This window comes from Corynebacterium aquatimens (assembly GCF_030408395.1).
GTDB classification, from domain to species: Bacteria; Actinomycetota; Actinomycetes; order Mycobacteriales; family Mycobacteriaceae; genus Corynebacterium; species Corynebacterium aquatimens.
In genome coordinates, this window is the sequence record NZ_CP046980.1 from 2,087,835 (window position 1) to 2,104,599 (window position 16,765).

The following is a 16,765-nucleotide window of genomic DNA, read 5'->3' on the forward strand; positions in this document are numbered from 1 at the left end:
CTGGATCACCGCCTCACACTTGCTCGCTGTTGTCAGGGTCGGCCGGTGCGCGCTGATCAGAGGATGGGCCGAGGGTAATCAGAAGGCGGTCAGAGGAGGTGGGTGACGCCCAGCAGGGTGAGCAGGACCGCAACAGCCCAGGTGGCACCAGAGGTCACGGCAGCGGAATTGTCCCGGGCGCGCTCAAAGACCCGTGCCGCAGCGCTGTCAGGTTTGGCGCGGACGAGCCCAACCAGAAGGGCAACGACCGTCGGCAAGCTCAGTGCAACGGTGGCGTAGAGGATCAAAAACGCGTAGCGGGTGGTTAGGCTGACTCCGGCCGTCGATAAGAGCGCGAGCCCCCCGAAAAACGGCACCGAGGTCGCCGACTGGATGAGCCCTAGGGCGAAGCCCACGCCGATGGTTGATGCTGACGGCGTGCGAAGAGGAGCGACGATGCGCTCAATGAGCTTCGAGTTGTCGTCGCCGCGCAAGGCCAGCACCGCGGTGAGGATGCCGGTGGCGATGAGCAGGATCCCGAAGATCGGGCCCTCGACGAAACGCTGGACAAGCGCGCCCAAGCCATCGAAAATGATGAGCATGAGCAGCGCTAACGCCGCCACACCCAGCCAGTCGCCCGCGATCAGCCGCGCGGTGGTTTTTGTGTAGTTCCCGCGCGGGGCGATGATACCGACGGTCACGACAACCCCCATGAGCAGGAGGTTTATAGAATCGACGAAGGCGAACTTTAGAGCGTCGAGCACTACGTATCAGCGTCTCCTACTCGACCGTCACGGACTTTGCGAGGTTGCGCGGTTTGTCGATGTCCTCATTGCCGCACTCGACCGCGATGTACGCAGCGAGGAATTGCAGCGGCACGGTAGCCAGGAGCGGCTGCATGATCGTCGGGGTTTGCGGGATGCGGATCAGCCAGTTGGCGTAGGGCTCCACCGCGGTGTCGCCTTCTTCCGCGATCACAATGGTCTTGGCGCCGCGGGCGCGAATCTCCTGGATGTTGGAGACGATCTTGGAATGCAGCTGGCTCACGCCGCGTGGGCTCGGAACGATGACCACGACCGGCAGGTCATCCTCAATCAACGCGATCGGCCCGTGCTTGAGCTCACCCGCAGCGAAGCCCTCCGCATGGATGTAGGCCAGCTCTTTGAGCTTCAGCGCGCCCTCTAGCGCGATCGGGAATCCCACGCCACGGCCCAGGAAGAGCATGGTCTTCACCGCGCCGAGGGTCTCCGCGACGTGCTGGACTTGATCATGCACGTTGAGGGCCGTTTCGATCTTGGCCGGAATGGCCTCGAGCTCATTCCAGATGTCACGGATCTCATCCGGGTACTTCGTCCCCTTAGCCTGCGCCAACGCCAAGCCGACGATGTAGTTGGCAGCGACCTGGGCGAGAAACGCCTTCGTGGATGCAACGCCGATCTCCGGACCGGCGTGGGTGTAGAGCACCGCATCAGACTCACGCGGGATCTGCGAACCGTTGGTGTTACACACCGCCAGCACCTTCGCGCCCTGGGTCTTGGCGTGGCGCACGGCCTCGAGCGTGTCCGCAGTTTCACCTGACTGGGAGATAGCCAGCACCAGCGTGCGCTCATCCAACACCGGGTCGCGGTAACGGAACTCGCTCGCCACCTCAATCTGCACCGGGATGCGGACCCAGTGCTCAATCGCGTACTTCGCAGCCAGACCGGAGTGGTACGCCGAACCACAAGCGACAACGAACACCTGGTCAAAGGCCTTGAGCTCCGCTTGGGTAATGGAGTTCTCATCCAGCGTGACGCGGTCACCGTCCCAGTGGCCCGCCAGAGTATCGCGCACGGCAGCGGGCTGCTCAAAGATCTCCTTCATCATGAAGGAGTCATAGCCACCCTTCTCCGCGGCCTCAAGGTCCCAATCGATGGTGAAAGGCTTACCCTCCGCAGGCGTGCCGTCGAAGTGGAGGATCTCATATCCGTCCTTATCAATCACCACGACGGAGTCCGTTTCCAGCTCCACGGCATTCTTCGTGTGCTCAATGAACGCAGCCACGTCTGAGCCCAAGAACATTTCGCCCTCACCCACACCGACGATCAGCGGCGTGGACCGGCGTGCCGCAATGATGCGGTCCGGGTGATCAGCGTGGACGAACAAAATAGTGAACGCGCCCTCAAGGCGGTTGAGCACCGCCAACGCGGACTCTTTAAAATCGCCCTTGGTCGGACCGTCGTTGTATGCCTTAGCCAGCAGGTGCGCGGCGACCTCAGAGTCCGTATCCGAGCTCATCTGCACCCCGTCGCGCTCCAATTCGTCGCGAAGCGCGGCAAAGTTCTCAATGATGCCGTTGTGAACAATGGCGGCTTTAGCATCAAAGGACACGTGCGGGTGCGCATTTTCATCCGTCGGACGCCCATGCGTCGCCCACCGCGTGTGACCAATGCCCGTCGTACCACTCAAGGTCTCTGGTCCAAGCTCTTCGATCTTATCGACGAGGTTCTGCAGCTTTCCCGCACGCTTAGCGACGGCCACACTGCCCCCACCGACAACCGCAATGCCTGACGAGTCATAGCCGCGGTACTCCATCCGGCGCAGTGCTTCCACTGCGATGGGACGGGCTTGCTTATCACCGACGTAACCCACGATTCCACACATGCCTTCCCACAATAATGCCCGCGGGCTCAAAGACATCTAAAAGACACCGATAGGCCCGATGAAGTATTCTGTTGGGCGTGTCTGCGAACTTGAAAAACCTTGCCGAACTGTCCAAGCGGGGCCCGCACCGCGTGATGGAAGGCGACCTGGGGTACACCGGTCTGCCTGGGAAGATCTACGTTCCCGAAAAAGGCAACGGGATTCCCGGCGTGGCTTTCGGCCACGACTGGATGAAAAACGTCGGCGACTACCACGCGACACTGCGCCACCTGGCTAGCTGGGGTATCGCCGTTGCTGCCCCCGATACGGAAAAGGGCTTTCGCCCAAATCACGCCGGGTTCGCAGCTGACCTTGAGTCCGCGCTGCAGATCCTGGCGGGCGTGAAACTGGGCAACGGCAACGTCACCGTTTCCCCGGGCAAGCTGGGGATCGCCGGCCACGGCATGGGCGGCGGCGCCGCGGTCTTGGCCTCAGTGGACAACGACAAGGTCAACGCAATCGCTGCGGTCTACCCCGCTGACGTGGCACCGTCCGCCGTCACTGCGGCCCGTTCCCTCTACATCCCCGGCATGATCATCGGCCCGGACAAGGATGCGAACGCAATTTTCGACCCAGGCAACCCGGCCAAACTGGCGTACAACTGGGCTGGCCCGGTGGTCTACCGCTCCATCAAGAAGGGCAACCAGCAGGCGTTGAGCGAGGACAACTTGAAGAAACTCCTCGTCGGCGTTGGCCGCTCCAAGCGCGCCGTCCAAGAAACCACCCGCGGCCTACTCACCGGCTTCTTCCTTCACCAACTCGAAGGCACCGGCAAGTACTCCTCCTTCTCTGAAATGGATGCCTCCGGCAACGGCGTGCAGTCCATCACCGGCACCGACCTGGCTGAAGCCGCCGGCCTCCACCGCGAGCAGAAGTCCGGCCTGTTCTAAGCGGTTCTCACTAACCTGCCCCGGTTGCCGTCGGCCCCTCCTTCCGCAAAATCGATTGCACTTGCCCGCGGTTGAGCCCCCTGTAGACACCACGCGGGGTGTGCTGCGGCGGCTTCGGCACATTCATCGTCCTAGCCGCCGCCTGGGACCGCGCCGTCTGTTCCATTTGCCGTTGCGATTCCTTTAACGCAGCCTCGAACTCCAGCATTCGACGCGCCGTGCGCTCCCGGAAAGCATGAGCGAATTCGTTGAAATCCATCACCAGTTCCGTGCCTTCCGTGCCCGCGTCGTCTCTGAGCTACTGCCTGCTGAACTGCCAGCACTGCTGCTCCCCACATCAGCGGAAGATCCGCCCTGCGGCGTCACGTCTTTCACTGGCTCCGCTGGCGCGGTGTTCTTCGCAGGTTCCGCTGGCGCCGTATTGTTCGCAGGTTCCGCTGGCGCCTGGGCAGGAACGCTGTCGGGTACCCCGCCGGTCATCTGAACCTTCTTGGCTGGTGGCGGTGGTTCCTTCACATCCGCCAATTCCGGCGGTGGCGTAAACGTCCCGTCCGTAGTGGGCGCCGGCGGCTTCTTTTCCACCGGCGGTGGTTCCGGAGCCGGCTGCGGAGCTGGTGGTTCTTCACACTTCGGCTCGCACTGGCAATCGCAACCACCAGCACCCAACTCGATGTCCGCGTGCCCCTGCGCACACACCTCGACTGAGACATCAACGTCAATGGAGACCTGTGGCAGTGGCACCTGAGGTAGGGGCAAGTTCATATGAGGCAGGTTCATCTGTGGAAGCTGCGGTGCTACACAGGCGGCAGACGTGGCTACTGAGCCAGCTGAAGTGGTGGATGATCCGCTGCTTGCTGTGCTCGTGCTGGTCCCGAAGGATTTCTCCACGGACTTGAACCCCTCGCTGGCGGACGCTGGCTGTGTACCGCCAGCTGGTGTGACGCTCTTGGAGGCTCCGCCTGGGCTGTTGGAGGCCCCGCCGGGGTTGTACTCCTTGCAGGGCGGAGGTTCTTTCGCACTGACTTCCTCGCACAAACCCTTCAAGGTGTCGTAGCAACAGCCGATGGTGTCGTTGCGATCGGTGAAGATTTCTTCGACGAACTTCAAGCATTCAATGACGCTGGACGCGATCATGGTGCCGATGTTGAGTTCCGGGAACTGGGTAGCAACGGTAAGCAGGTTGCAGACGATTTCCAGCATCGCTTGGGCACTGCAGTTTGCAGACTCGTCGATGGTGGAAATGCTGTCGATGCACTGGATGGTCTTCTGGCACAGCTGGTCGACGTCGCTTAAGTGCTGTGCCTGGTCACGGTCGAGCTTTTGCTCCTGCGGCAGGACGCCAACGGATTGGAGCCACTCGCCGCTATCACTCAGACGATCGCTCAGGCGGCTGTGCGAATCCCCAAAACCAGCACCCAGCGTGGCCCCGGCGTCGGACAGCTGACACAGTTTGTTCACACCACTTGGGATGGACGACGGATTGAAACCGCTGGTCCAGTCCACTTTCGCGGAAATAGATGCTGTGGCGTTGACAATGCTCATCACTTGGAGAACGCTCGCGCCGGGAATGGCCGGGGCGCGTGTGGCGATCTCACTAAGCGCCTCTTTCGTCTGGCAATTACCCATGGCGACTCACCTGGCTGACTTGATCCGCATTCACGTCGTCAGCAAGCGACACGTCGTCGATAAGCTTGGCTATCTCCTCGCACTGCCTGATGCGCTGCTGCAAACGCTTAATCGTCTGGTCGTGGACCATGTCCACAGCCGCCGCGAGTTGCTCGCCGTGGGACACGAAACCCTCGCCGCAATCTCCCGGACGCAGCGCGGGACGCTGCGCATTCATCGTTTCTATGGCCGTGGTGTAGCGATCTATCTCCGACCGGAGAAGCGACCGCATTTCATCAGGATCTACGTGCATAGGCACGCTCATTGTTCCGCCCCCTTGAAAAGAAAAATTAAAAAGGTTGTCCCTAGTTAGACTCCGCTAAACCCCCAGCGGTTCCCTCAAGCATAGAAAAAGTTTGTCGCCACCGCAGGAATTCTACGGTGACCTGCGACAACCTCTTTAGAAATTTTTCCTTATACCGCGGCGACAACAGCGGCCAGCTGGCCCGCAACACGGCGCGCCTGCTCCGACTCGGCGGCCTCCACCATGACGCGGAAGAGCTCCTCGGTGCCTGATGGGCGCAGCAGAACGCGGCCGGATTCACCCAGCTCCTCCTCCGCCGCCGCCATTGCGGCCTTGACGGCCTGACTGTCAAGGATCAGGGACTTGTCGGACACGGGCACGTTAATGAGCACCTGCGGCAAAACCGTCATCACGCTGGCGAGTTCTTTCAGCGACTTGCCGGTTTCCGCCATCCGCGCCATGATGCTCAGGCCCGACAGGGTTCCGTCACCCGTCGTCGCACGCGACGGGATGACGATGTGTCCGGATTGCTCCCCGCCCAGTGAATAATCACCGCGGGCTAGTTCCTCGAGGACGTAGCGGTCACCGACCTTCGTTTCTTTAACGGTGATGCCCTCGCGCTGCATCGCGAGCTTGAGACCCAGGTTACTCATCACCGTCGCTACCAGCGTGTTCTTCCGTAGAGCGGACTTCTCCTTCATGCTCAGCGCAAGAATCGCCATGATCTGGTCGCCGTCGATAATGTTACCCTCAGCGTCTACCGCCAGGCAGCGGTCCGCGTCACCATCGTGCGCAAGCCCAAGGTCCGCACCATGCTTAACGACGGCCTTTTGAATCTGCTCAATATGAGTCGACCCAGAATTGTCGTTGATGTTGTAGGCGTTGGGCGTGTTGAAAATCGGGATGACCTTTGCCCCAGCCTCCGCATACGCCTCCGGCGCAATCCGCGACGCGGCGCCGTTCGCGCAGTCCACCACCACCGTGATTCCGTCCAGCCGTGTTGTGATCGACTCCGCTAAGTGATCCAGGTAGCGGTCATGTGCATCGCGGGATTCCTCGAGGATCCGGCCAACACCGGTGCCCGTGGGTCCGCCTTCACTGATCTCGGCCATGGTCATCTCGATGTCGTTTTCCAGATCATCGTCGAGCTTGCGCCCGCCCGCGGAGAAGAACTTGATGCCGTTGTCTGGCATCGGGTTGTGGGACGCGGAGATCATCACCCCAATGTCCGCACCGTAGTCATCCGTAAGAAACGCCAGACCCGGGGTGGGAATCACACCGACGCGCAAAACGTCAACGCCCTTCGACGCCATCCCAGCCGCCATGGCCGCGGCCAGCATCTCCCCCGACACGCGCGGATCCCTGCCGATAATCGCCGTCGGCCGCCGCTGGTCAGACCGCTTGGTTTCCGTGAGCACCACAGCCGCCGCCTGCCCCAACTTCAGCGCCATCGGCGCCGTGAGCTTCTCATTGGCCAAGCCGCGGACACCGTCAGTTCCAAACAGTCGAGTCATGCCGTCAATTATGCACGGCCCCGCTGCTCCGCTTAGGCCCGCCCCTCCCCCTCTCCCGCGCCTTCTTCTCCGCCGCTCTCCCCCTTTCCCCCTCCTCAGCGCTCCCCTAGGTTCAGTGCACCACCCCCCAAGGAAAGTTGGCCGGGAACGCTCAAAACTGCAGATTTCAGGCCATTTTTCTTGCTCCCGGCCAACTTCGCTCACGCCGGGCCAAGTCAGCTCCCGCCCCCACCCGGCGCTCCCCCAAAGGAAAGTTGGCCCGGAGCGTCCAAAATTGCAGATTTCAAGCCAAATTTCTGGTTCCCGGCCAACTTCGCTCACGCCGGGCCAAGTCAGCTCCCGCCCCCACCCGGCGCTCCCCCAAAGGAAAGTTGGCCCGGAGCGTCCAAAATTGCAGATTTCAGGCCATTTTTCTTGCTCCCGGCCAACTTCGCGTGCATGGCACGGCAGCCCACGGTGCCGCGCGAGGGGGATGACATACGAAACCCCCGCTTTTCGCGCTCCGCCCAGGGGGCCTGGGATATGGAGGCAAAACGCGGGGGTTTTGAGTGCCGCAGTGGCACGGGCGGGGGCGCCGCCCTGGCAATTAACGCTTGGAGTACTGCGGTGCGCGACGGGCCTTGTGAAGACCAGCCTTCTTGCGCTCCACGGCACGGGCGTCACGGGTGAGCAGGCCGGCCTTCTTCAGGGTCGGGCGCTCAGCCGGGTTGTAGACGTTCAGCGCGCGGGCGATAGCAAGGCGCAGGGCACCTGCCTGGCCGGTGGGGCCGCCGCCGCCGATGTTGGCCTTGATGTCAAACTGGTTCTCGCGCTCGAGCAGGGTCAGCGGCTGCAGGATGTCCTGCTGGTGCAGCTTGTTCGGGAAGTATTCCTCGAACTCGCGGCCGTTGACCGTGATCTTGCCTTCACCCTCGACGACGGTGACGCGAGCGATAGCGCGCTTACGACGACCAACGGTCTGAATCGGGCCCTCGTGGTACACCGGCTCGGCGTAGCCTTCGGCCTCATCTGCGGTGTCAGCCTCGGAGGAAACAGCGTCACCGATGGTGTAGTTGAACTCCTCGGTTGCAGCGGTCGCAGCAGCGATGTCTTCCGGTGCAGCGTACTCAACAGCAGCGTCAGCGGCCTCAGCAGCGGCCAGCTCGTTGTTCTCGTTGTTAATCGGCTCGGTCATTACTGTGCCACCTGCTTAAACTCGAAGGGCTCTGGCTTCTGGGATGCGTAGGGGTGCTCTTCACCCACGAAAACGTGCAGTTTCTTGATGGACTGACGGGACAGTCGGTTGTGCGGCATCATGCCCTTGACGGACTCTTCGATGACGCGGTCCGGGCGGGTGTCCAGCGCACGACCCAGGGTCATGGACTTCAGACCACCCGGGTAGCCGGAGTGACGGTAGCGCATTTCGCGGTCGCGCTTGTTGGAAGACACTGCGATCTTCTCAGCGTTGATAACAATGACGTGGTCACCGGTGTCAACGTTCGGCGCGAACTGCGGCTTGTGCTTGCCGCGCAGCAGGTCTGCCACGGTGGAAGCAAGCTTGCCCAGCACCACGTCGGTAGCGTCGACGACGTACCACTTACGGGTAATGTCACCGCTCTTCGGGTGATAAGTAGACATGAAAGACTCCTCAAAGTCTGATCTGAAAAACTGCCAGCCATAAACGAGCAACCGCTCCCCCAGTTCCGGCGGCCGGTGGAGACCCGGCGGGGTGCGCGCCACAGCTGCGGCGCACGCGTGATGCACAGAGCTACAACCCTAGAGCACAGACCAGCAAAAACAAAAACACTCTTCCCCATCCAACCAGGCGGCCCAGTCGCGTCTTACTAGTTACTAATAAGGTGCGTGCCCGGCTGAAAGGGGAAGAGTGTTACTGAATCTAGGCAGATTCAGGAGAAACCCTTTTCAAAAAACCCACTTACTTTTTCTCGTGCGTCATCACCCCCAGCTGTTCGCTGCCGCGGTGTTGACTGCCCGCATTCTGTCGTTGCCGTCTGCAACAGCGCGGCTGATAGCGGTGAGGATCTCATTCAGTTCCGCGGCTGCCTGATCCCACTTGGCTTGGTGGGCCAGGTAGCTGTCCGCTGCGTCACCTTCCCAGGCGGACACCATCGGCTTGATCTGTCCCTTCAGGTCCTCCAGCTGAGCGCCGATGGCGAGGGAGGAGGTTTCAATGTCCGTGGCCGCCGTGGCCAGGGATCCGAATCCGTACTTGATTACTGACATCGTGGTTCCTTTACTTTTCTTGCTTTCGGTTGCAATCGGTTAGTTTCGGTTGATTCCGGCTGGTTTTACAGGCTCAGCCCAGCCGGTTCGATCCCGGAGAAGGAATCGGCGTTGGTTGCATCCACGTCTTCGAAGTTGACTGCGTTGTCGCGGATGTTGGTGGCGATGTCGCGCAGAGCTTCGGACAGGCGTCGCTCCGCGTCGTCAAAACGCACCATGAGTTGGTCAAAGCGCGCCTGCGCGGTGCCCTGCCAGAAGCTGCGCGTGGATTGCGCAACGTCTTGAACGCGGTTGAGCTCCGCGATCACGGAATCGTTGGTGCTGTCGACATTGTTTGCCGTCGCGCGCATCACGTCGGCTTCGGTTCTGAAATTGCTGTTACTCATTGAGTTACCCCCATTGTGTTTGTTTTGAGTGGACATTCATTAGACTCACGCAGCGGCCTTCAGGTTCCATCCGTTGCGAAACTTTTTTCCGGCTACCCCTAAGGAGGGGTAAACCGGGCTGTTTCGGTGGCCATTTGGCAGGTCGCCAGCTGAGCGCGCGTAGGCGCTCGCCGCGTGTGACACCCCAACGACAGCTGGTAGTCGGGGTTCTTCGGATCGATCCAGGTGTACCAGTAGACCTCCGAGCCGTCGTCAAGCTTTTGCTGGTAGCGCATGCTGCGGTCGTTGCGGAACAGCGGCGTTAAAGCCGCATCGGCGTCGATTTCCCGCTGCACTTGGTCGAGCATCGCGTTCGCCGGAACGCCGTACAACGCGTCGACAGCGAGTTGGAGCCGGAAATTCGGATCCGGCCCCGTGGCCCGCCACATGTCTTCATCCGCGGCCAGGGTGAACCCCACGGGAAGCTCCACGCTGAGCCCCTCTTGCTCCACCCGCACGGTCCGCGGTGCGCTCGTGGTACTCGAAGAGCTTTCGCTTATCGACGATCCCCCAGCCGCCCCCGTCGATCCCCCAGCGCTGGTGGTGGGAATCGACGTACTGGTCACCGCACTGTGCGAGGAATCTGGTGCGGTACCCGGTGGGCTGGAAGCACTGCTCACGCTGGCGATTGCCCAAGCACTGCCCGCCAGGACGCCCACCGCCGCACCGGCCACTGCCCAGCGGCGCCACGAAAGCGAGTCCCCGTGGCTGCGCCACGAATGCGAGTCACTGTGGCGGGACCGGCGCGAACTAGCGTCGGGGCGTTCAAGGTCGAGAGAATCAATAGCCGAGCTGTATGGGTCCGCGGTGTATGGCTCCGCGGTGTATGGCTCCGCGATGTATGGCTCGGGGTCTACGGGGGCGAATTCGCCGGTTGGTGGATCGTCGTCGTGCGAGGATTCCTCAACAGCGGCGTGCCTGCCGGGGACTTCCAGGAAGGGTGGCGCGGTTGCGGTGGTTGCAGTGGTTGCGGTAGTTACAGTGGCTGCACGGTGCTGCTCTTCGGTGCGGGTGCGGTCCTCATCGGTGATGGTGGCGGTGATGATGAGGTCCGCGTCGGCGAGGGCGGTCGTGAGGTCTTCGACCCATTGGCGCGTTGCCGTGAGATGCAGTGCGAATCCGGCGTGGCCAGCGTCGTACGCGAGACCGCGGATGTGGTCGGCGAGCTCTGCGACGCTGAGCTTGTCGTAGCGGTAGACAGTGCTGACGCCTTCAAAGATGGTCAGACCTTCTTTAATGGTCACGGTCAGATCGGCCATGGTTTACTCCCTCCCCACGTCCGCGAGTTGGATCAAACCCCCGGTGTCACCGGCGGTGATGTACGTGCCGCGCCCCGGCGGCTGTGTGGTTGGCCGGATACCAAAGACAGCACCTTCCTCCCGGTTGCCGCTGAGCACTACCGCGTCCGGCAGTTGATCGCGCAACGTGGATAGGAACGGCGAAAGAACGGCGCGGGAGATCCCGCCGAACTTGCGGGCAACCACCACGTGCAGGCCAATGTCTACTGAGTGCGGGAGCAGGTCGATGAGGGGGCGTAAGTGTTCGGCAGGGACGAGATCCAGGTCGTCGATAAGCACGAAGAGCTCTGGGCCCTCCCACCAGGAACGGGCAGCGAGCTGCTCCGCGGTGACCTCGGGGCCCGGGAGGCGTGAGCGCAGCGTGGCAACGGTATCCGCGATCGCCGCGCGGGCCGCATCCGTGGACCCTGCGTAGGCCGCGACCATCGGGTGATCCGCGTGGAGCAAGTGCGCCCGGCGCGGATCCAGAATGACCATGCGGGCGAGTTCCCGCGGCGCTTCGCGGAGTTGATGAATGAGAACTTGCAGCGCCGTGGACTTGCCGCTTCCCTGCATGCCGGTGACGATGAGGTGCTGGCCGCGAAGAGCAACAGGCTCAATCGCACGGCCGCCGATACCGAGGAACAGCTGCAGCGGACGGTCGTCGGTGGTGGGTACGAGATCTATAAGGTCCACGTGGGCGGGCACTTCCTTGAGCCGTGGGACCGGCGTGTCACCGCGGTCTGCGGCGTGGCGGGCGACATGGGCGATGTCTTCGTCCGCCGTTGTGGCGACGAGCATGTACTTGCCCTGCGGGGTGAGCCCCCGCCCGGGGAGCGCTGGGAGTTTTTCCTGTACTTTGCGGTTCACCAGCGAATCCATGGGTTCGGTGAGCGAAAGTTCCATGCGCGAACCGATGAGGTCACGAACATTGGGGCGCACCGCGTTCCATCGCTGAGTCGTGAGCACCAGGTGGACTCCCGCGGCCGGGCCCTCGGACGCAATACGCGCGAGTGGTTCGCGTAGGTCCTCCAGTGGCGAGTCCTGCGCCATGACCGCGTGCCAACCGTCAACCACCAGAACTATATGCCGCGAGCCGGATTCGGAGTTGCTGCTGTCCGCGTCGGAGTGGACTTCGATGAACTCTAGAACTTCGTCGACGACCCTGCGGGTGCGCTCCGCATCCGCCACCGATGCGACCGCCGCTACGTGGGGAAGGGAATCCAACGCAGCGAATTCGCCGTGGCCAGCGTTAATGATGTACACGCCCACGTCGTTAGCCGAATGCGTCGCGGCCAGTGACGTAATCAAAGTGCGCACGAACATGGATTTTCCTGTCTGCGGGCCGCCGGCAAGCGCAAGGTGGCCGCCGGAGGACATCAGGTCAGCAATAAGTACGTCTTGGCGTTGGTGATACGGCTCGTCGATAAGTCCGATGGCGACGCGCATGAACCCGACAGACTCGCACACGGCGGAGATTTCAACACTTACGGGCAGCGGCGGTAGCCAGACCTGGTGAGCGCGGAGACGGCGCTGTGCCGCCGCGCGTGAGGCGGCATCGACGATCGCGTCCATCACGGTGATGCCGGTGTTTACGTCAGGCGACTCCATGCGGTTGAACTGCGCTGTTGAGAGCTGCTCAATGGGATCGTCCCACCCGATGAACAGGCTCACCTGGGCGCCGTACTCAGGCGTGTCCGCAGCCGCGGCGTGGGGAATCGGCCCGGAGACGTAGCTGGCTTTGAAGCGAATCAGCTCCGTCCCTGCCGATGTGATGAAGCCGCTACCGGGATCCGCGGGCAGCTCATAGGCATCGGGAACACCCAAAACTTGGCGCGATTCCGCCGCAGAGAACGTCTTTAATCCAATGCGGTAGGACAGGTGTGAATCAAGGCCGCGTAGCTTGCCTTCTTCAAGCCGCTGCGAAGCGAGAAGAAGATGCACACCCAATGAGCGCCCCAATCGCCCGACCGCGACGAACAGGTCCGCGAAATCCGGGTGCTGGCCCAGCAGTTCCGAGAACTCATCCAGCACGATGACCAGCGCAGGAAGCGGCGCTAGATCAGGGCGTGAGGCGAGCCGCGCCGCTGTGTAATCCGTGATGTTGGCAAAATTGCCAGCCGCACGGAGCAACTCCTGTCTGCGATTCATCTCCCCCGAAATCGCGTCGTGCATACGCTCCACAAGGATGGATTCGTTTTCCAGGTTGGTAATGACCGCGGACGTATGGGGTAATGCCTCTGCCCCAAGGAACGTGGCACCACCCTTGAAATCGACGAGGACAAAGTTGAGCTCTTCGGGGCTGTGCGTCGCCGCCAAGGCCACCACCAGCGTCCGGAGCAGTTCACTCTTACCGCTACCCGTGGCACCGATGCATAAACCGTGCGGGCCCATCCCGCCGTGAGCGGATTCTTTCAGGTCCAGATAGACCGGCGCACCAATCGGATCGACGCCGATGGGGACCATGAGCCGCTGCTTGGTACCCTCCCTGCCCGGCCACATGGTGTCTGCGGTCAGATCACTAATGCTGGGTATTCCCAGCAGCCCAAGAAGATCGCCCCCAGACACCTTCGTGTCGCTCGTCGGGCGGCGGTAGTACGCAAGGCTGCGGCAGACAAATTCCGCCTCCCCGTCACTAAACAGGTCGCACTTCCCAAGTTCTTCCACGCCTGTGGCCGTGACCACGTCCAACCCGGGACCGCCGTCCCCGCTGTCGCGTCCGCCGCAGACCAAGTGAAACGCGCCGTCGTGAACAAGTGCTTCGGCATCCACACTCACCGCGATGATGCAGTCATAGTCACTCGCGGGAACTTGCGCGACGGCATCGGCGCCGACCACGGCGATCCGGAACGTGGCCTCATTCGTCGCACGGGTATGGGGTAACCACTTGGTGTACGTACTCATCGGCGTGAAATCGTCGATGCCCACGAGCTCCGGACCGTGAAAGAATGCCAGCTGGCAGATAATCGACCGCGCAACATCGGCCGCATTCGGCCCGGCCAAAGTGACCAACCCGAAGGCGTCGAGCTGGACTACGACCGGCATGTCAGGCACCGTGCTCACCGAAGCAACAGTGCGCCGCAGACTCACAGCACACACTGGGTCTAAGTCCTCCGGTGATCCTGGATCGGGGACCTCGACCGGGGTGCACAAGGATTCCAAGCCAAGCCCGATACGAACCTGCATAGCGTGCTCATCCCCGGCATCACGCTCCCATACCCGGGCCGCATCAACAGCCGTGGCCAACCAGGAGGGGTGCGGGTGGATAAAGGTCGAATGCGCCCGTTGCTTGTCAGCGTTTGCTCGCGCTCGCACCGTCAACGCATCCAGGTGGCGCAGGTACACCCGGCGCGTTTCATCAATATCACCCGCCTTCTCTTGCGGGTTTAATGCCGTGGCTAACCCCATCAGCATCATCAACGGGAAAAGCATCATCATGGGGCTCATCCCACGGCCGGACAGGGCCATCGCAGCCACCATCGCACCGATCGCGGCCACCATCACCACGGGCAGGATTAAGCGAATGAGTGGCTCCGGCGCCTTGCGCACCGCCTGCGGAACCGGCTCGGTATCCAAAGAGCCGTGCGGCAACGGTGGCGGATCGCTCTCACCGCGCGCAAAAGGCCGTACCGGATCGTTATCAACGCCGAGCATTGTCCCCCCTATGAAAAACCCCGTATAAAACCCGTGGCGTGGATCTTGTTCCCCGCCTCACAGCCCCCCGGCTGTTACGGCTACGTTACTACAAAGACGCACCCGGCGCGGGCGGAGTGAGTTCCGCGTTCACGGATTGGGCTAATTGTGGCTGGGCCTCGATCTGCGCGCGTCGCTGGTCAGGGATCGTGTCGATGCGTGAGAGCTCAGCGCGCAATTTCTCAACGTTTTGGATAACGGACGCGGTTACTTCGCGGTTTCTTTCCAGTTTCGCGATCTCCTGCTTGCGAGCCTCCCGGTCTTGAGCATCCGCTTCCTGCGCCTCTTTGATGCGCTTTTGAAGATCCGCGATAGCTGCCTTGTTGTTCTCTTTGAACCGGATTTTGATCACGGGCTGCGCGTAGCTCGTGATTGTGGACATGGATCGCTCAGCGTGGCTGCGCGTCACGCCCATCGTTTCGCGCAACCACTGGGTGAGCTTTTGCTTTCCTTGGCGCATTGCGCGGAAGCCGAAGTTAATTCCGATCCAGCTGGCACCGACACCGATTCCGACGGCGATGACCCCAGCTGGTCCGAGCAACGCAGCGGCGAGGCCCCATGAGCTCAGCGCGGTAGCGGTAATGCTGCCGCCGGAAAAGCCCATCATCAGCATCATCGGATCGAACGCGTCCTTGCTTCCGCTTTTAACCTCGGAGGTCTTGATCTCGCCCAGCTCGATCTGTTTCTGGATTTCGCCGATGACTTTGCTGCGGTCGTTGGCGTTGGGGAAACGCGGAAGGATCACTTGCTGCTCAATTTGGGCAACGAATTCCGCGATCGCCTTCATCGCGGCTTCTTGGAAGTCCTGCTCAATTTTTGCGGTGAAGTGACTCGGGTTCGAGCGCAGGGTCTTCATCCCAGCTTTGTCAATGATGTCGGTCCACTTCTTGCGGATCTCACCCAACTCGTCATCAAGCCTGGCTGTCGCCGCCTGGCGGGCACGAGTGATGTCGCGCTGGAGGAAGATGTCCCACTGCTCCGCGTTGGTTCTGATGGTCTCCAGCTTTTCCAGATCCTTCTTTAGCTCCGGAACAACGCTGGCGCCTTCACGGACGACCTTGAGCCGATTCTCCCACCGAGTATCCAGCTCACGGACTCCCTCCACCAGTATGCGCAGCGCGTTGGACGCTGGGATGTTCTCCGCACCGCGGAACTGTTGTTGGATGAACCCGCGCAGTTCTTTAATGCCGGAAAGCTCTTCCATTCGCTCCGTATCCACGCCTGAATGACGGCCAACATTGAGGTCCGGCAGCAGGGACGAGACGCCGATTACTGGGATGTCACGACCGATGTGCTGCTTGATCAAAGCCTTGTCATTGTCCACGATGCTGCGCCAGCGCGTGAGGTTCTTATCCGTCTTGGTCACCGCAACCACGATGGATTCGGTGGATTCGCTCGCAGCCTTGATGTAGTTCATCTCGGGCTTTGTCAACGGCGCCGTGGAATCCGCCACGATCACAATCACGCTGGCCTGAGCAGCCGTGTCATTAGCCACCTGAGGGTCAACGTCATCAATCCCACCGATACCCGGCGCGTCGATGACTACGGCTGGGCCCATCTTTGAATTCGGCACCGCGCAGTAGGCGCGAAGCACTGCTTCCTCTTGGTCACCCACGGGGATCGTGCCTGTTTTAGAGTTCACCCACTGGTCCAGCTCATGCGCGTCCACGAGCGTCGACCCGGAACCCGTGTACAACGCAACCTTGCCCTCCGGCACCGACTCGTTTGCCGGCCCAAGCGCAATAGGGATATTCGTGGTTGTGCCCGCCCCCGTCGGGGTAAGGCCAGGGCTGCCCACGAGCGCATTCGCCAGCGTTGACTTGCCGCGCTTGACCTCACCGATGAGCACTACTACGTTGCGCTGCTTCTCCGTGGAGAATGCCTCGAGCGCACGATCCGCAACGTCATCGAGCCCGTTGGGGCGCAGCAATTTTTCCGCGTAGTGGTTCAGCGCGTGCGCTGCGCGCTGGCGGGCAGACGGCTGCGGATGCTGTGCGCCTACCTGTTGGGCGGGAGCTTGCCCTCGTGGCACCGGCATCGGTTGACCTTGACGTGGCACGGGCTGTGGCGTTGGCATGTCAGGCACGGGGCTGGCCTTTCATCTGCTAGGGAACAACTTCCCCGATCATACGGTGCAAACTTTAGGTATAGTGCCGGTATCACGGGTTCCCAC

The 16,765-nt window shown here is 61.6% G+C and carries 13 protein-coding genes; 1 reads left to right on the top strand and 12 read right to left on the bottom strand.

Going from position 1 to position 16,765, the window contains the following annotated elements:
• Window positions 1-89: 89 nt before the first annotated feature.
• Both CAQUA_RS09480 and glmS read right to left on the bottom strand, forming a co-directional pair.
• Window positions 90-743 (bottom strand): hypothetical protein, encoded by a 654-nt coding sequence (locus CAQUA_RS09480; protein ID WP_196825345.1) that lies wholly within the window; start codon window positions 741-743, stop codon window positions 90-92.
• 16 nt (window positions 744-759) lie between these two features.
• Window positions 760-2,622 carry a glutamine--fructose-6-phosphate transaminase (isomerizing) gene (gene glmS, locus CAQUA_RS09485; RefSeq protein WP_196825344.1) on the bottom strand — a complete coding sequence of 621 codons (1,863 nt, stop codon included), beginning with the start codon at window positions 2,620-2,622 and terminating at the stop codon, window positions 760-762.
• A gap of 77 nt (window positions 2,623-2,699) precedes the next feature.
• Between glmS and CAQUA_RS09490 the strand changes: the two genes are divergently transcribed.
• Window positions 2,700-3,551 (top strand): poly(ethylene terephthalate) hydrolase family protein, encoded by an 852-nt coding sequence (locus tag CAQUA_RS09490; protein ID WP_196825343.1) that lies wholly within the window; start codon window positions 2,700-2,702, stop codon window positions 3,549-3,551.
• A gap of 258 nt (window positions 3,552-3,809) precedes the next feature.
• On the opposite strand, the gene CAQUA_RS09495 is transcribed toward CAQUA_RS09490, so the two are convergent.
• The 10 genes from CAQUA_RS09495 to CAQUA_RS09540 all read right to left on the bottom strand — a co-directional run bounded on the left by CAQUA_RS09495 (window position 3,810) and on the right by CAQUA_RS09540 (window position 16,630).
• Window positions 3,810-5,177: a hypothetical protein gene (locus CAQUA_RS09495; RefSeq protein ID WP_196825342.1), complete on the bottom strand. Its 1,368-nt coding sequence runs from the start codon at window positions 5,175-5,177 to the stop codon at window positions 3,810-3,812.
• On the bottom strand, window positions 5,170-5,475 hold the full coding sequence (locus CAQUA_RS09500) for a hypothetical protein (protein ID WP_196825341.1): 306 nt from the start codon (window positions 5,473-5,475) through the stop codon (window positions 5,170-5,172). The genes CAQUA_RS09495 and CAQUA_RS09500 overlap by 8 nt, the downstream gene beginning before the upstream one ends.
• Window positions 5,476-5,630: 155 nt before the next feature.
• Window positions 5,631-6,974: a phosphoglucosamine mutase gene (gene glmM, locus CAQUA_RS09505; RefSeq protein ID WP_196825340.1), complete on the bottom strand. Its 1,344-nt coding sequence runs from the start codon at window positions 6,972-6,974 to the stop codon at window positions 5,631-5,633.
• Window positions 6,975-7,560: 586 nt separating this feature from the next.
• Window positions 7,561-8,148, bottom strand: coding sequence for a 30S ribosomal protein S9 (gene rpsI, locus CAQUA_RS09510; protein WP_231375577.1), 588 nt, complete (start codon window positions 8,146-8,148; stop codon window positions 7,561-7,563).
• Window positions 8,148-8,591 (bottom strand): 50S ribosomal protein L13, encoded by a 444-nt coding sequence (gene rplM / locus CAQUA_RS09515; protein WP_196825339.1) that lies wholly within the window; start codon window positions 8,589-8,591, stop codon window positions 8,148-8,150. The genes rpsI and rplM overlap by 1 nt, the downstream gene beginning before the upstream one ends.
• A gap of 318 nt (window positions 8,592-8,909) precedes the next feature.
• Window positions 8,910-9,197 (bottom strand): WXG100 family type VII secretion target, encoded by a 288-nt coding sequence (locus tag CAQUA_RS09520; RefSeq protein WP_196825338.1) that lies wholly within the window; start codon window positions 9,195-9,197, stop codon window positions 8,910-8,912.
• A gap of 65 nt (window positions 9,198-9,262) precedes the next feature.
• Window positions 9,263-9,583 carry a WXG100 family type VII secretion target gene (locus CAQUA_RS09525; protein WP_196825337.1) on the bottom strand — a complete coding sequence of 107 codons (321 nt, stop codon included), beginning with the start codon at window positions 9,581-9,583 and terminating at the stop codon, window positions 9,263-9,265.
• Between the two features lie 98 nt (window positions 9,584-9,681).
• Window positions 9,682-10,881, bottom strand: a complete 1,200-nt coding sequence (locus CAQUA_RS09530) for a type VII secretion-associated protein (protein ID WP_196825336.1) — start codon at window positions 10,879-10,881, stop codon at window positions 9,682-9,684.
• 3 nt (window positions 10,882-10,884) lie between these two features.
• The gene (eccCa, locus tag CAQUA_RS09535; RefSeq protein ID WP_196825335.1) at window positions 10,885-14,553 is read right to left on the bottom strand and encodes a type VII secretion protein EccCa; all 3,669 of its coding nucleotides are present in this window, start codon (window positions 14,551-14,553) and stop codon (window positions 10,885-10,887) included.
• Window positions 14,554-14,641: 88 nt separating this feature from the next.
• A complete protein-coding gene (locus CAQUA_RS09540) occupies window positions 14,642-16,630 on the bottom strand; it encodes a dynamin family protein (RefSeq protein WP_196825334.1) in 1,989 nt (662 codons plus the stop codon).
• Window positions 16,631-16,765: the final 135 nt, after the last annotated feature.

Excerpts from the sequence above, each read along its gene's own strand:
- CAQUA_RS09495 (WP_196825342.1), bottom strand. The coding sequence starts at position 5,177 with ATGGGTAATTGCCAGACGAAAGAGGCGCTTAGTGAGATCGCCACACGC.
- eccCa (WP_196825335.1), bottom strand. The coding sequence starts at position 14,553 with ATGCTCGGCGTTGATAACGATCCGGTACGGCCTTTTGCGCGCGGTGAG.
- rpsI (WP_231375577.1), bottom strand. The coding sequence starts at position 8,148 with ATGACCGAGCCGATTAACAACGAGAACAACGAGCTGGCCGCTGCTGAG.
- CAQUA_RS09520 (WP_196825338.1), bottom strand. The coding sequence starts at position 9,197 with ATGTCAGTAATCAAGTACGGATTCGGATCCCTGGCCACGGCGGCCACG.
- CAQUA_RS09540 (WP_196825334.1), bottom strand. The coding sequence starts at position 16,630 with ATGCCGGTGCCACGAGGGCAAGCTCCCGCCCAACAGGTAGGCGCACAG.
- glmM (WP_196825340.1), bottom strand. The coding sequence starts at position 6,974 with ATGACTCGACTGTTTGGAACTGACGGTGTCCGCGGCTTGGCCAATGAG.
- rplM (WP_196825339.1), bottom strand. The coding sequence starts at position 8,591 with ATGTCTACTTATCACCCGAAGAGCGGTGACATTACCCGTAAGTGGTAC.
- glmS (WP_196825344.1), bottom strand. The coding sequence starts at position 2,622 with ATGTGTGGAATCGTGGGTTACGTCGGTGATAAGCAAGCCCGTCCCATC.
- CAQUA_RS09525 (WP_196825337.1), bottom strand. The coding sequence starts at position 9,583 with ATGAGTAACAGCAATTTCAGAACCGAAGCCGACGTGATGCGCGCGACG.
- CAQUA_RS09530 (WP_196825336.1), bottom strand. The coding sequence starts at position 10,881 with ATGGCCGATCTGACCGTGACCATTAAAGAAGGTCTGACCATCTTTGAA.